The sequence below is a fragment of the Massilia sp. NP310 genome (assembly GCF_019443485.1).
GTDB lineage: Bacteria > Pseudomonadota > Gammaproteobacteria > Burkholderiales > Burkholderiaceae_D > Telluria > Telluria timonae.
The window spans coordinates 5833477-5848854 of the sequence record NZ_CP080379.1; the positions used below are offsets into that span (position 1 = coordinate 5833477).

At 62.2% G+C, this 15378-nt stretch carries 14 protein-coding genes; 12 read left to right on the forward strand and 2 right to left on the reverse strand.

The genetic code is table 11. From position 1 onward, the window contains the following. The gene (gene ubiG / locus KY496_RS25805; RefSeq protein WP_184234680.1) at nucleotides 1–705 is read right to left on the reverse strand and encodes a bifunctional 2-polyprenyl-6-hydroxyphenol methylase/3-demethylubiquinol 3-O-methyltransferase UbiG; all 705 of its coding nucleotides are present in this window, start codon (nucleotides 703–705) and stop codon (nucleotides 1–3) included. A gap of 158 nt (nucleotides 706–863) precedes the next feature. Further along, a complete protein-coding gene (gene ompA / locus KY496_RS25810) occupies nucleotides 864–1571 on the reverse strand; it encodes an outer membrane protein OmpA (RefSeq protein WP_005668975.1) in 708 nt (235 codons plus the stop codon). Between the two features lie 385 nt (nucleotides 1572–1956). Between ompA and gyrA the strand changes: the two genes are divergently transcribed. The 12 genes from gyrA (at nucleotide 1957) to KY496_RS25870 (ending at nucleotide 15357) form a co-directional block, all read left to right on the forward strand. Beyond that, nucleotides 1957–4572, forward strand: coding sequence for a DNA gyrase subunit A (gyrA, locus tag KY496_RS25815; protein WP_005668977.1), 2616 nt, complete (start codon nucleotides 1957–1959; stop codon nucleotides 4570–4572). Between the two features lie 104 nt (nucleotides 4573–4676). Then, on the forward strand, nucleotides 4677–5228 hold the full coding sequence (locus KY496_RS25820; RefSeq protein WP_184234677.1) for a DUF2059 domain-containing protein: 552 nt from the start codon (nucleotides 4677–4679) through the stop codon (nucleotides 5226–5228). Between the two features lie 118 nt (nucleotides 5229–5346). Then, entirely contained in the window at nucleotides 5347–6141 is a 795-nt protein-coding gene (locus tag KY496_RS25825) for a hypothetical protein (RefSeq protein WP_184234674.1), read from the forward strand. Between the two features lie 23 nt (nucleotides 6142–6164). Beyond that, on the forward strand, nucleotides 6165–7250 hold the full coding sequence (serC, locus tag KY496_RS25830) for a 3-phosphoserine/phosphohydroxythreonine transaminase (protein ID WP_184234671.1): 1086 nt from the start codon (nucleotides 6165–6167) through the stop codon (nucleotides 7248–7250). 166 nt (nucleotides 7251–7416) lie between these two features. Next, on the forward strand, nucleotides 7417–8487 hold the full coding sequence (gene pheA, locus KY496_RS25835; protein ID WP_005668982.1) for a prephenate dehydratase: 1071 nt from the start codon (nucleotides 7417–7419) through the stop codon (nucleotides 8485–8487). Between the two features lie 19 nt (nucleotides 8488–8506). Further along, entirely contained in the window at nucleotides 8507–9610 is a 1104-nt protein-coding gene (hisC, locus tag KY496_RS25840; protein WP_219863042.1) for a histidinol-phosphate transaminase, read from the forward strand. Next, nucleotides 9611–10519, forward strand: a complete 909-nt coding sequence (locus tag KY496_RS25845; RefSeq protein WP_219863044.1) for a prephenate dehydrogenase/arogenate dehydrogenase family protein — start codon at nucleotides 9611–9613, stop codon at nucleotides 10517–10519. Continuing rightward, nucleotides 10516–11847, forward strand: coding sequence for a 3-phosphoshikimate 1-carboxyvinyltransferase (gene aroA / locus KY496_RS25850; protein ID WP_005668989.1), 1332 nt, complete (start codon nucleotides 10516–10518; stop codon nucleotides 11845–11847). The genes KY496_RS25845 and aroA overlap by 4 nt, the downstream gene beginning before the upstream one ends. A gap of 18 nt (nucleotides 11848–11865) precedes the next feature. Further along, nucleotides 11866–12528 carry a (d)CMP kinase gene (gene cmk, locus KY496_RS25855; RefSeq protein WP_005668991.1) on the forward strand — a complete coding sequence of 221 codons (663 nt, stop codon included), beginning with the start codon at nucleotides 11866–11868 and terminating at the stop codon, nucleotides 12526–12528. Nucleotides 12529–12850: 322 nt separating this feature from the next. Next, nucleotides 12851–14554, forward strand: coding sequence for a 30S ribosomal protein S1 (gene rpsA, locus KY496_RS25860; protein ID WP_081589962.1), 1704 nt, complete (start codon nucleotides 12851–12853; stop codon nucleotides 14552–14554). A gap of 24 nt (nucleotides 14555–14578) precedes the next feature. Continuing rightward, on the forward strand, nucleotides 14579–14884 hold the full coding sequence (locus tag KY496_RS25865) for an integration host factor subunit beta (RefSeq protein WP_005668997.1): 306 nt from the start codon (nucleotides 14579–14581) through the stop codon (nucleotides 14882–14884). A 155-nt stretch (nucleotides 14885–15039) separates the two neighbouring features. Next, nucleotides 15040–15357, forward strand: coding sequence for a lipopolysaccharide assembly LapA domain-containing protein (locus KY496_RS25870; RefSeq protein ID WP_071359980.1), 318 nt, complete (start codon nucleotides 15040–15042; stop codon nucleotides 15355–15357). Nucleotides 15358–15378: the final 21 nt, after the last annotated feature.

Sequence of the window (15378 nt, forward strand, 5' to 3'; positions counted from 1 at the left end):
TCAGAGCGGTTTGCTGCACGCCACCATGTAGTTCACATCGGTGTCGTTGTTCAGCGAGTAGATCTTGGTCAGCGGGTTGTAGGTCAGGCCCTTCAGGCCGTCGACCTGCAGGCCGGCCTGGCGTACGAACTGCGCCAGCTCGGCCGGAGTGATGAACTTGCCGTAGTCGTGGGTGCCGCGCGGCAGCATGCGCAGCACGTACTCGGCGCCGATCACGGCGAACAGGTAAGACTTGGGGTTGCGGTTCAGGGTCGAGAAGAACACGTGGCCGCCCGGTTTCACCAGCTTGGCGGCGGCGCGCACGATCGAGGCCGGGTCAGGCACGTGCTCCAGCATTTCCATGCAGGTGACGACGTCGAACTGGCCGGCTTCCTGCTCGGCCATCTCTTCGGCCGCGATGTGCTTGTAGCGCACCTCGACGCCCGATTCCAGGCTGTGCAGATCGGCCACCTTGAGCGCCTTCTTGGACAGGTCGATGCCCGTCACTTTCGCGCCCTTGCGCGCCATCGATTCGGACAGCACGCCGCCGCCGCAACCGATGTCGATCACGTTCTTGCCGCTAAGTGGCGCGCGCGCATTGATCCACTCGAGGCGCAAGGGATTGATTTCGTGCAGCGGTCGGAATTCCGAGGTCGGGTCCCACCAGCGGTGGGCCAGTTCGCTGAACTTCTGGATTTCTAATGGGTCTGCGTTTGTCGTCGTCATGGCTCGAATAATAGCGGATTAATTCAATTTCGGCGGCGCAAAAACGTCGTCCCCGCGCAGGCGGGGACCCAATTTTTGCCAGCGCTATCGAAACGCTGAGAAACTTGGGCCCCCGCCTGCGCGGGGACGACGTGCTTACGGCAGTGGCTTAGAGCCGATTACTTGTTGACGGTACGGGTACCGACGACTTCGATTTCCACGCGACGGTTCTGGGCGCGGCCTTCGGCGGTCTTGTTGTCCGCTTTCGGCTGGCTTTCGCCCTTGCCTTCGGTGTAGATGCGGGTTTCTTCGATGCCTTTGCCTTTCAGGTAGGCCTTGACGGCTTCGGCGCGGCGGATCGACAGCTTCTGGTTGTAGGCATCGGTGCCGATCGAGTCGGTGTGGCCGACGGCGATGATGACTTCCAGGTTCATGTCGCCCAGCTTGGCGCTCAGCTCATCCAGCGAAGCCTTGCCGGCCGGCTTCAGGATCGCCTTGTCGAAGTCGAAGAAGGCGTCGGCCGAGTAGCTGACTTTTTCCGAGGTCGGCACTGGCGCGGCCACGACTGGCGCAGGCGCTGGAGCCGGTGCCGGCGCTGCCGGTGGCGGCGGAGCGACGCACTTGCCGTTTTCGAGTTTCTCTGGCTCGACGCACAGTGGCGCATCGCAGCCCGGGACCGCGTCGGCCGGGGTCCAGTAGCCGGTGCGCCAGCACAGGCCGAAAGGATTGCGCGCGATCACGCCGCGGGAGTCCTGCACATAGGCGCTGTATGGGGTGCGAGCCTGGATGTCGGTGGTCAGCGGTGCGTAGGGTGGGGCGCTTTGGGCGGAGGCGACGCCCGCAATCGCGGCCGACGCTGCGAGCAGAACAGTGATCAGTTTCTTCATATTCTTTTCCTTTCGGTTAATTCCGTAGCGATTCAGACAGGCTCCATGTGGTCATAAGATTAACACGGCGGCCGCTCCGTCTGTTTCGTATTATGAAACAAGCAATTGACTTCCTGTCCATTTTGCCACATGCACCAAAATCGCACGACTGCACCCAAATCAAACATCAAGCATTAATTGCTTGACGTTGTTTTGCCGCAACATTTCCACAAGCGTGCCCGGCCGGGGACGACAATGCTGGAAATTTCGTGGTCATTCCATCGGTCGACCCTTGATTTCCGGCATCCATAGTGGGCCGGTCGGAATTGAGCAACTGCTATCTGTCGCATGGTAGAATCGTCCGTTGCAACTTATAACCATCGCCTGAAAGCAGTCGACCCGCCCAATGGATCAATTCGCAAAAGAAACAGTCCCGATTTCCCTCGAAGAAGAGATGCGCAAGAGCTACCTCGATTACGCCATGAGCGTGATCGTGGGCCGTGCGCTGCCGGACGTACGCGACGGCCTGAAGCCGGTGCACCGCCGTGTGCTCTACGCGATGCACGAGATGAACAACGTGTGGAACCGTCCCTACCTCAAGTGCGCGCGCGTCGTCGGCGACACGATGGGTAAATTCCACCCGCACGGCGACTCGTCGATCTACGACACCCTGGTCCGCATGGCCCAGGACTTCTCGCTGCGCTACACCCTGGTCGACGGCCAGGGCAACTTCGGTTCGATCGACGGCGACAGCGCCGCGGCGATGCGTTACACCGAGTGCCGCCTCGACCGCATCTCGGGCGAGATCCTGGCCGACATCGACAAGGACACCGTCGACTTCCAGCCGAACTACGACGGCAAGGAAAAGGAACCGACGGTCTTGCCGACCCGCATCCCGAACCTGCTGATCAACGGTTCGTCCGGCATCGCGGTCGGCATGGCGACCAATATTCCGCCGCACAATCTGTCCGAAGTCATCAACGGCGCGATGCATGTGCTGCGCAATCCGGACTGCACCATCGACGAGCTGATCGAGCTGATCCCGGCGCCGGACTTCCCGACCGCCGGCATCATCTACGGCGTCTCGGGCGTGCGCGACGGTTACCGCACCGGCCGTGGCCGCGTGGTGATGCGCGCCAAGACCCACTTCGAGGAAGTGGGCCGCGACGGCAGCCGCACCGCGATCATCATCGACGAGCTGCCGTATCAGGTAAACAAGAAATCGCTGCTCGAGCGCATCGCCGAGAACGTGCGCGACAAGAAGCTCGAAGGCATTTCCGACATCCGCGACGAGTCCGACAAATCGGGCATGCGCGTGGTGATCGAACTCAAGCGCGGCGAAGTGCCTGAAGTCGTGCTGAACAATCTGTACAAGCAGACCCAGCTGCAAGACACCTTCGGCATGAATATGGTGGCGCTGGTCAATGGCCAGCCGAAGCTGCTGAACCTCAAGCAGATGCTCGAGTGCTTCCTGTCGCACCGCCGCGAAGTGGTTACCCGCCGCACCGTGTTCGAGCTGCGCAAGGCGCGCGACCGCGGCCACATGCTCGAAGGCCTGGCCGTCGCGCTGGCGAACATCGACGACTTCATCGCCATCATCAAGGCCGCGCCGACCCCGCCGGTCGCCAAGGTCGAACTGATGGACCGAGCCTGGGATTCGTCCCTGGTGCGCGAGATGCTCAATCGTACCGAACTGGGCGAGTCGGGCGGCATCGCGGCCTTCCGTCCGGAGCACCTGCCGAAGCACTACGGCATGCAGCAGAACGGCCTGTACAAGCTGTCGGACGAGCAGGCGCAAGAGATCCTGCAGATGCGCCTGCAGCGCCTGACCGGCCTGGAGCAGGACAAGATCGTCAACGAGTACAAGGAAGTGATGGCCCACATCGCCGACCTGCTCGACATCCTGGCCAAGCCGGAGCGCGTTACCACGATCATCGTCGACGAGATGACCGCCATCAAGGCCGAGTACGCCGACAATGGCAAGGACACCCGCCGTTCGACCATCGAGCACAACGCCAGCGACCTCGAGACCGAAGACCTGATCACCCCGCAGGACATGGTGGTGACCCTGTCGCACGCCGGCTACATGAAGGCGCAGCCGATCTCCGAATACCGCGCCCAGAAGCGCGGCGGCCGTGGCAAGCAGGCGACGGCGACCAAGGACGAAGACTGGATCGACCAGCTGTTCATCGCCAATACCCACGACTACATGCTGTGCTTCAGCAACCGTGGCCGCATGTACTGGCTCAAGGTGTGGGAAGTGCCGCAAGGCTCGCGCAATTCGCGCGGCAAGCCGATCGTCAATATGTTCCCGCTGCAGGACAACGAAAAGATCACCGTCGTGCTGCCGCTGCAGGGCGAGAACCGCACCTTCCCGGAGGATCACTACGTCTTCATGTCGACCTCGCTGGGCACCGTCAAGAAGACGCCGCTGCGCGACTTCAGCAATCCACGCAAGGCCGGCATCATCGCGGTCGACCTCGATGAGGGCGACGTGCTGGTCGGCGCCGCGCTCACCGACGGCAAGCACGACGTGATGCTGTTCTCCGACGGCGGCAAGGCCGTGCGCTTCGACGAGAACGACGTGCGTCCGATGGGCCGCACCGCGCGCGGCGTGCGCGGCATGAACCTGGAAGAAGGCCAGCAGGTCATCGCGCTGCTGGTGGCCGAGAGCGAAGAGCAGACCGTCCTCACCGCCACCGAGAACGGCTTCGGCAAGCGTACCCCGATCACGGAGTACACCCGCCACGGCCGCGGCACCAAGGGCATGATCGCGATCCAGACCAGCGAACGTAACGGCAAAGTGGTGGCCGCGACCCTGGTCGAGCCAAGCGACGAGATCATGCTGATCACGACCGGCGGGGTGCTGATCCGCACTCGCGTGTCCGAGATCCGCGAGATGGGCCGCGCGACCCAGGGCGTGACCCTGATCGCGGTCGAGGATGGCACCAAGCTGTCCGGCCTGCAGCGCATCGTCGAGACCGACCTCGAAGAAGTCGAGCTCGAACCGGCGCCGGAGTAATGGCGCCGGGGCGCAAGCGCGTGTGTTGTCCATGCACGCGCTTGCGCCCGTTGTCCACGTTTCGAAAACTGTGTCGATGGGCTCTGCGCCCGCATGGAAAGCCAATGAAAAAAATCCTTCTCGCCGTGACCTGCGCCGCAGCCTTTGCCGGCTTCCCTTCGTTCGCGCTGGCACAGGCGCCTGCGGCGCCGAGTGCGCAGGAGGCTGCCGCCGTCAAGGAATTGCTGGCGGCGATGGACGTGCGCAAGATGATGCTGGCCTCGTTCACCGAGATGGAAAAGGCGCTGCCGCAGATGATGCGCTCCCAGATGACGGCCGTAATCAATGCCGATCCGGCCGCCAGCGACGAGAAGAAGAAGGAAGCCATGGCCAAGGTCGAGCAAGTGCTGCCGGGCGCCGCCGAGGCGATCAACCGCATGTTCCGCGATCCTGCGCTGCTCGACGAGATGATGGCCGAGATCGGCCCGCTGTATGCCCGCAATTACAGCGTGTCGGAACTCAAGGAACTGACCGCCTTCTACCGCACCCCGCTGGGCCAGAAGATGCTGGCCCTGTCGCCGCGCCTGGCCGCCGAGAGCATGGCCGCCGGCCAGCGGGTCGTTGCGCCGCGCCTGAACGGCCTGATGCTGGAAGTGATGCAGAACGCCCAAAAATAACACCGCTTTTAAGGTGGGTTTGGGTTTTTCTGAACCATCTGTTGCTGATGTAATTATGTCGCTACATTACGTCAAATGGGAATGAAAATTTAATTTTTAAGTCCATATTATATTCGTTATGAATAATCCTGCTGCCCGATTGCATGCGTTATTAATTGAATTAAGGGGTGCTGATCGTAGTAATAGGCCTACTTTCAAAGTGTTGGCCGAAGTGTTGACGGTTGAGGAATCCATTAATGCTGTTTTCCGAGCATTGGTGACGATGCATGAGTTGATCAACGACGTTGTTCAAACAGCTCGGGCTAGCGGCAAGATGCCTTTGGTAGTTTTGGATAAGTACGCAGCTCAACTAAGCGATACTTTGACGTATGCCAATCTAGAGGCACCTTGGCATTCATATAGAGAGAAGATCACACCAGAGTGCGTGACTATTGTCGAGATTTTAGCTCATCAAGAGGGTGCTGCTCAGATTGGAGAGCCTTCTGCAGACGACTTCAACTCGTTGACCGAAAACCTGCAGAAGCTGTTCGATTCTGTAGAGAGCTTGAAGTTAGATCCGGATTTTCGAAAATTTGTGCTTGAACAGATTGAAGGCATCCGACAGTGCCTCGCGAATTATAGAATTTCTGGGGTTCAAGGTTTTCAAAAATATTTGGAACGGTTTATAGGTCAAGTTGCTCGTCACTCACAGGCTATGAGGGAACAGTCGACTGTTAACCCATCCTTAATGATGAGTTTTAGAGCAGTAATAGCCGGTGTAGCGAAGTTTGTCGGATTGACAAAAGACGGCGTGCAACTGTTGGGGAGTGTGCGCGAAGTATATATTGATGGCGCAAAGCTTTTTAATCTGTTGCCGGGAGGCGGTGATGGAGATAGCCCTGAAATCGGGAGTATCGGCGGCAGCGATACCTAGATTTCTTATTTCGCGGAAAACCTGTGACTAACATTTTCAATTTCTCGGCCGGCCCCGCCGTCCTTCCGAAAGAAGTGCTGCAACAGGCAGCGAGCGAGACGCTCGACTGGCATGGCAGCGGCATGTCGGTGATGGAGATGAGCCATCGCGGTCCAGAATTTTCCAGCATCCACCGCCAGGCGCTCGATGACCTGCGCGAGCTGCTGGACGTGCCGGCCAACTATAAAATCCTGTTCCAGCAGGGCGGGGGGCTGGGCCAGAACGCCATCGTTCCACTCAACCTGGCCGGCCGCCGCAATGATCCGGTGATCGACTTCGTTCACACCGGTTCGTGGTCGGGCAAGTCGATCACGGAAGCGGCGCGCTATGCGCGCGTCAACGTCGCCGCATCGAGCGAGGCTGAGGGTTTCGCCCGCGTTCCGGCGCGCGATTCCTGGAAACTGTCGCCGGACGCGGCCTACCTGCACATCTGCACCAACGAGACCATCGACGGCGTCGAATACCCTGGCGCGCCCGAGATCGACCCAGATGTGCCGATCGTGGCCGACATGTCGTCGCACATCCTGTCGCGGAGAATCGACGTCTCGAAATATGGCGTGATCTTCGCCGGCGCCCAGAAGAATATCGGCCCGGCCGGCCTGACCCTGGTGATCGTGCGCGAAGACCTGCTCGACTACGCGTCGCCGCAGTGCCCGTCGGCCTTCAACTGGAAGACCTGCGCCGAGCACGATTCGCTGTACAACACGCCGCCGACCTACGCGATCTATATCGCCGGGCTGGTGTTTGCCTGGCTCAAGGCCAATGGCGGCGTGGCGGCGATGGAGGCGCGCAATATCGAAAAGGCGCGCCTGTTGTACGAGGCGCTCGACCGCGACGATTTCTACGCCAACCGCGTGGCGCCCGAATTCCGTTCGCGCATGAACGTGCCGTTCTACCTGCGCGACGAAGCGCTGAACCAATCATTCCTGGCCGGCGCACAAGCGCGCGGCCTGCTGCAACTGAAGGGCCACAAGTCCGTCGGCGGCATGCGGGCATCGATCTACAACGCGATGCCGATCGAGGGCGTACAGGCCCTCGTCGATTACTTGAACGAGTTTGCGGGGCGGTGATTCCGGTGTGATGCGCGACGGCGCATCGGCCGGTTGAACGCGTGGACGGCGTAGCCGTCCACCCCACATGATGTGACATACCGTGGGGTGGGCGGCTTTGCCGCCCACGCGTTCAACGAACGTCGGCTCACCATTGACGCAAACAAAATCGACCCACAGCATAACGATGACAGACAAACTCAAACCCCTGCGCGAACGCATCGATGCGATCGACGCGCAAATCCTCTCGCTGCTCAGCGAGCGCGGCAAGGTCGCGCAAGAGGTCGGCCACGTCAAGGCCGAAACCAACGCCCCGGTGTTCCGTCCCGAGCGCGAAGCGCAGGTGTTGCGCGGCGTCGCCGACCGCAATCCCGGTCCGCTCAAGGACAAGGACGTGCAGACCATCTTCCGCGAGATCATGTCGTCCTGCCGCGCGCTCGAGAAGCGCGTGACGGTCGCCTACCTCGGCCCGAGCGGCACCTTCAGCGAGCAGGCCGTGTTCCAGCAGTTCGGCACCGCCATCGAGACGCTGCCGTGCGTGTCGATCGACGAGGTGTTCCGCGCCACCGAGGCCGGCACCGCCGACTTCGGCGTGGTCCCGGTCGAGAACTCGTCCGAAGGCGCGATCAACCGTTCGCTCGACCTGCTCCTGGGGACCACCACCATCATCAGCGGCGAGGTGTCGATCGCCGTGCACCACAGCCTGATGACGAAGACCGGTTCGATGGACGGTGTCAAGGTCGTCTGCGCGCATTCGCAGGCGCTGGCCCAGTGCCAGGTCTGGCTCAACCTGCACCATCCGCACATCGAGCGCCGCGCCGTAGCCTCGAACGCCGAGGCGGCGGTGCTGGCGAGCCAGGATCCGACGGTGGCCGCGATCGCCAGCGAGATGGCGGGCGAGCAGTACCAGCTGGGCGTCGTGCAGGCCCACATCCAGGACGACCCGCACAATCGCACCCGCTTCGTGGTGATCGGCCAGCTGCAGACCGGGCCGTCGGGCAAGGACCGCACCGGCATCGTGCTGGCCGTGCCGAACAAGGCCGGCGCCGTCTACAACCTGCTGGCGCCGCTCGAAAAGCATGGCGTGTCGATGACCCGTTTCGAATCGCGCCCGGCGCGCATCGGCACCTGGGAGTATTACTTCTACGTCGACATCGAGGGCCATGTGCACGACGCCGCGGTGGCGCGCGCGCTCGAGGAACTCAAGGACAACGCCGCCTTCTTCAAGGTGCTGGGCTCGTACCCGCAAAGCCTTTAACAATAGAGAGAGACACATCATGTCGAAATTCGGTCCAGAATACGTCCGTGCCATCGCCCCTTACCAGGCCGGCAAACCCATCGCCGAAGTCGCCCGCGAGTTCGGCCTCGACGAAGCGACCATCGTCAAGCTGGCTTCCAACGAGAACCCCTTCGGCCTGCCGGAATCGAGCCGCGCCGCGATGCTCGAAGCCGCCGCCGACCTGGGCCGCTACCCGGACGCCAACGGCTTCGAACTCAAGACCGCGCTGTCGCAGCGCTACGACGTGCCGCTCGAGTGGATCACCCTCGGCAACGGCAGCAACGACATCCTGGAGATCGCCGCCCATGCCTTCGTGCAGAAGGGTGAAGCGGTCGTGTATTCCCAGTACTCGTTCGCCGTGTACGCGCTGGCCACGCAGGGCGTGGGTGGACGCGCCATCGTGGTGCCGAGCGTGAACTACGGCCACGACCTGGATGCGATGGCCGCCGCCATCGACGCGGACACGCGCCTGGTCTACGTCGCCAACCCGAACAACCCGACCGGCACCTTCATCCCGGCCGAACAGGTCGAAGCCTTCCTGCAGAAGGTCCCGGCCAACGTGATCGTGGTGCTGGACGAAGCGTATAACGAATACCTGGCGCCGGAACACCAGTTCGAGTCGAGCGCCTGGGTGCGCAAGTACCCGAACCTGATCGTCTCGCGCACCTTCTCCAAGGCCTACGGCCTGGCCGGCCTGCGCGTGGGCTTCGCCATCGCCCAGCTGGAAGTCACCGACCTGATGAACCGCATCCGCCAGCCGTTCAACGTCAACTCGCTGGCGCAGGCCGCCGCGGTCGCCGCGCTGAACGACAAGGCGTTCCTGGAGAAAGGCGCAAAGAACAACGCCGAGGGCTACAAGCAGATGGTCGCCGCCTTTGAAGAGCTGAAGCTCGAGTATGTGCCGTCGTTCGGCAACTTCGTGCTGGTGAAGGTTGGCGACGACGAGGGCGCCGGCGCGCGCGTGAACCTGGCGCTGCTCAAGCAAGGCGTGATCGTGCGTCCGGTCGGCGCCTATGGCCTGCCGCAGTGGCTGCGCATCTCGATCGGCCTGCCGGAAGAGAACGCGGCCTTCATCGCGGCATTGCGCAAGGCGCTGGGCTGAATGCTCGCCAAAGTCGTTATCGTCGGCGTCGGCCTGATCGGCGGCTCGTTCGCGCTGGCGCTCAAGCGCGCCGGCCAGGTGGGCGAGGTGGTCGGCATCGGCCGTCACCCGGAAGCGCTGGCGCGTGCGCTTGAACTGGGCATCGTCGACCGCGTATGCGACGACCATGCCGATGCGCTGCGCGGCGCCGACCTGGTGCTGCTGGCGGCGCCAGTGGCCCAGACCGGCCCGATTCTCGAAGCGCTGTTGCCGCACCTCGAGCCGCAGACGGTCGTGACCGACGCCGGCAGCACCAAATGCGACGTGGTCGCGGCCGCGCGCGCGGTGTTGCAGGATCGCGTGCACCAGTTCGTGCCGGGCCACCCGATCGCGGGCAGCGAATCGAATGGTCCCGACGCCGCGCTGGCCGCACTCTATCAAGGCAAGAAGTGCGTGCTGACGCCGCTGCCGGAGAACGCTGAGCAAGACGTCGAAAAAGTCGCCGGCGCCTGGCGCGCCTGCGGCGCCGTGATCCACACGCTCAGCCCGGAAGACCATGACCGCGTGTTCGCCGCCGTCAGCCATCTGCCGCACCTGCTGGCCTATGCGCTGGTGGACGACATCGCCGCCAAGCCGCATGCGGACCTGCTGTTCCAGTACGCCGCCAGCGGTTTCCGCGACTTCACGCGCATCGCCGGTTCGTCGCCCGAAATGTGGCGCGACATCAGCCTGGCCAACCGCGCCGCGCTGCTTACCGAGCTAGATGCATATCTGGCACAATTGACGTCGATGCGGGCCATGCTCGCGGCCGCAGACGGCGTCGGCTTGCAAGGAATCTACGCGACCGCCCAGCGCGCCCGCCGCGAATGGCAAGAGGCCATCGAAGCCGGCGCGCTGGAACGGCGTTCGCCCAATCAGGAAAACACATGACGCAGCAAAAACACTACCCGCAGCATATCGACCTCGAGCCCGTGCTTCATGCGCAGGGAACGGTGCGGCTGCCGGGTTCCAAGTCCATCTCGAACCGCACGCTGCTGCTGGCGGCGCTGTCCGAGGGCACGACCACGATCCACGACCTGCTGGCCTCGGACGACACCATGGTGATGCTGGGCGCGCTGCGCTCGCTCGGCATCCAGTGGGATGAAGTCGACGAGCGCACCGTGGTCGTGCACGGCAATGGCGGCGAGCTGCCGAACCATGAAGCCGACCTGTTCATGGGCAATGCCGGCACCGCGATCCGCCCGCTGACGGCGGCGCTGGCCGTGATCGGCGGCGACTATACCTTGCATGGCGTGTCGCGCATGCACGAGCGTCCGATCGGCGACCTGGTCGACGCGCTGAACGAAGTCGGCGCCCAGATCGAGTACACGGGAGAGCAGGGCTTTCCGCCGCTGCGCATCCGCCGCGGCCGCGTCAACCCGCAGCGCATCGCCGTGCGCGGCAATGTGTCGAGCCAGTTCCTGACCGCGCTCCTGATGGCGGCGCCACTGATGGCCAAGACCCATCCGGTGGCGATCGACGTCGTCGGCGAGCTGATCTCGAAGCCGTATATCGAGATCACCCTGAACCTGATGCGCCGCTTCGGCGTCGAGGTCGAGCAGAACGGCTGGGCCTCGTTCACCGTGCATCCCGGCCAGCGCTACCAGAGTCCCGGCACGATCCACGTCGAGGGCGACGCGTCGTCGGCATCCTATTTCCTGGCGGCCGGCGCGATCGCCGGCGGTCCGGTGCGGGTGGAGGGTGTGGGCGAACAGAGCATCCAGGGCGATGTGCGCTTCGCCGACGCGCTCGAGAGGATGGGCGCCATCGTCACCCGCGGCGATAACTGGATCGAAGCGCGCTCGAACGGCGTGCTGAAAGCCATCGACGCCGATTTCAATCACATTCCGGACGCGGCGATGACGATCGCGGTGGCGGCGCTGTACGCCGACGGTCCGAGCACCCTGCGCAATATCGCCAGCTGGCGCGTGAAGGAAACCGACCGCCTGGCGGCCATGGCCACCGAGCTGCGCAAGGTCGGCGCCGAGGTGGAGGAGGGGCCGGACTACATCCGCATCACCCCGCCGGAAGAGCTGAAGCCGGCCACGATCGACACCTACGACGACCACCGCATGGCGATGTGCTTCTCGCTCGCTTCGCTGGACGGCAAGGCGCGCCGCGGCAACGCGATGCGCATCAACGATCCGAAATGCGTCGCCAAGACCTTCCCCGATTATTTCGAAGCGTTCGCGGGCATCGCGCGCGACGAGCTGTTCTAACCGATTGCCAGGATCCGCATGCCGAATTCGAACGTTCCAGTCATCACCATCGACGGCCCCACCGCATCCGGCAAGGGGACGGTCGCCAGCCGGGTCGCCGAGCGCCTCAGCTTCCACCTGCTCGATTCGGGCGCCCTGTACCGCCTGACGGCGCTGCAGGCGCTGCGGCGCGAGGTCGAGCTGCGCGACGAGCACGCGATCGCCAAGCTGGCCGAGCACCTGCCGGCGCGCTTCCAGGGAGAGCATATCTACCTGGCGCAAGAGGAAGTGACGCACGCGATCCGGGCCGAGGAGGTGGGCAATATGGCGTCGAAGATCGCGGCGCTGCCGACCGTGCGCCAGGCGCTGTTCGGGCTGCAACTGGGCTTTCGCCAGACGCCGGGCCTGGTGGCCGACGGGCGCGATATGGGGACCGTGATCTTCCCGACCGCCAAGCTGAAGGTGTTCTTGACCGCAAGTGTTGAGGCCCGTGCGCAACGCCGGTATAAGCAATTGATTGACAAAGGGTTTTCTGCTAATATGAACGACCTCCTGGCAGATTTGCAGGCAAGAGACGAGCGCGACACCAATCGCGCGGTCGCTCCCCTGGCCCCGGCAAGCGATGCGCATCTGCTGGATACGTCCGAAATGGGCGTGGATCAGGCAGTGGACCAGGTGTTGGCCTGGTACGCGCAAAAGTAATCAAGAAGAGTTTTTTAAAGACTTTGAATGGCGTTGATGGTGTTTTCGACGATCGGCTGCAATAGCGGCCGGTAGTCGTCAGCACCTGAACGTCATTCCCGCGCAGGCGGGAATCCAAGTTCGATGCATACCGTTGGCTCGAGTCATCGCCGTGGTAGGCAAGCAAACTTGGGTCCTCGCCTGCGCGGGGACGACGGCTTCACGGCCGGCGTCCTTTGGTGCTTGCAACAGATTTTTTACCGTTGCAGGCGTGTTTTAACCCTAACCCAGTTCAGTCCGCATATTGCCGGCCTGCTGGCTAACATGAAATAACACTCCTTTTATGTCTACTGCAACCCAAGATACCGGTATGGAAAGCTTCGCAGCCCTCTTCGAGGAATCGCTGTCGCGTCAAGACATGCGTTCGGGCGAAGTCATTTCGGCTGAAGTCGTGCGCCTGGATCACAACTTCGTGATCGTCAACGCCGGCCTGAAGTCGGAAGCGTTCATCCCAGTTGAAGAATTCAAGAACGACCAGGGCGAACTGGAAGTTCAGATCGGCGATTTCGTTTCCGTGGCTATCGAGTCGCTGGAAAACGGCTTCGGCGACACCATCCTGTCGCGCGACAAGGCCAAGCGCCTGGCATCGTGGCTGGCACTGGAAAAAGCGATGGAATCGGGCGAAATCGTCACCGGTACCGTCAACGGTAAAGTCAAAGGCGGCCTGACCGTCCTGACCAACGGCATCCGCGCCTTCCTGCCGGGTTCGCTGGTTGACACCCGTCCAGTCAAGGACACCACCCCATTCGAAGGCAAGACCCTCGAATTCAAGGTCATCAAGCTGGACCGCAAGCGTAACAACGTCGTGCTGTCGCGTCGCGCCGTCATCGAAGCATCGATGGGCGAAGAGCGCGCGAAGCTGATGGAAACCCTGAAAGAAGGCACCGTGGTTACCGGCGTCGTCAAGAACATCACCGACTACGGTGCGTTCGTCGACCTGGGCGGCATCGACGGCCTGCTGCACATCACCGACCTGGCATGGCGTCGCGTGCGTCACCCGTCGGAAGTTCTGTCGGTTGGCCAAGAGATCACCGCTAAGGTCCTCAAGTACGATCAAGAGAAGAACCGCGTTTCGCTGGGCGTCAAGCAACTGGGCGACGATCCATGGACCGGTCTGTCGCGTCGTTACCCACAAGGCACCCGCCTGTTCGGTAAAGTCACCAACCTGACCGACTACGGCGCGTTCGTCGAAGTGGAACAAGGCATCGAAGGCCTGGTCCACGTGTCGGAAATGGACTGGACCAACAAGAACGTGGCTCCAAACAAGGTTGTCCAGCTGGGCGACGAAGTGGAAGTCATGGTCCTGGAAATCGACGAAGAGCGTCGCCGTATCTCGCTGGGCATGAAGCAGTGCAAGGCGAACCCATGGGACGACTTCGGCATGACCCACAAGAAGGGCGACAAGGTCAAGGGTTCGATCAAGTCGATCACCGACTTCGGCGTCTTCATCGGCCTGCCAGGCAACATCGATGGCCTGGTCCACCTGTCGGACCTGTCGTGGACCGAAGCCGGCGAAGAAGCCGTGCGTCGCTTCAAGAAGGGTGACGAGCTGGAAGCCGTCGTCCTGGCAATCGACGTCGAGCGCGAGCGTGTTTCGCTGGGCGTGAAGCAGCTGGAAGGCGACCCGTTCAACACCTACTCGTCGCTGAACGACAAGGGTTCGCTGGTCACCGGCACCGTGAAATCGGTTGAGCCAAAAGGCGCCGTGATCTCGCTGAGCGATGAAGTCGAAGGCTACCTGCGCGCTTCGGAAATCTCGCGTGACCGCGTGGAAGACGCTGGCACCCACCTGAAAGTGGGCGACAAGGTCGAAGCCCTGGTCATCAACATCGATCGCAAGGCTCGCAGCATCCAGCTGTCGATCAAGGCGAAAGACAGCGCCGACACCCAGGAAGCGATGAGCAAACTGGCGAACGACAACAGCGCAGCTTCGGGCACCACCAGCCTGGGCGCACTGCTGAAGGCCAAGTTCGACAATAAGAACTAATCAGGAATTTCCTGAGGAGCTGCGATGACCAAATCCGAGCTGATCAACCGTCTGGCTGAGCGTTATTCCCAGCTGGTGGCGAAGGATGCGGAATTCGCTGTCAAGACCATCCTCGATGCGATGACCAACGCCCTGGCGACCGGGCAGCGCATCGAGATCCGTGGTTTCGGCAGCTTTTCGCTGAACAGCCGTCCCCCGCGCATCGGACGCAATCCGAAGTCCGGCGACAAGGTGATGGTGCCCGAAAAACGGGTGCCGCACTTCAAGCCGGGCAAGCAGTTGCGCGAGCGGGTGGATGCGATGGTCGGGCAACCGATCATCAACGATTGAGTCGCCCTGCAGTCCCGAAAAACGGCATCCGCGAGGATGCCGTTTTTTTTCGCCGGTCTGCGATTGGCTTCCAGCCCACGCCCGGTGTCATTTTGAAATATCATGGCGAATATGCGACACTTCGCCCTCACACCATTCTCCAGCGGAACCTGCTGATGAAATTCGTCTCGACCATCGTCGGAATCGTCCTGTTCATCCTCTTCTTCGGCTTCGCCCTGAAGAACACCCAGGAAGTCGACCTGCATTTCTTCCTGCAATATGAATTGCGCGGCCCGCTGGTGCTGATGCTGCTGGCCTTCTTCGTGGCCGGCGCCGCCTTCGGCATCCTGGCGCTGGCTCCGACCGTGTTCCGCCAGCGCCGCGAGAAATGGCTGAACAAGATCACCATCCAGTCCCTGCAAAGCGCCGCCGGCACCGGTAACGCAGCGCCGACGCCGGACAGCGTGACCCCGCCCCCTGCACCGCGGCCCTGAACAATAACAACACTAGAATCC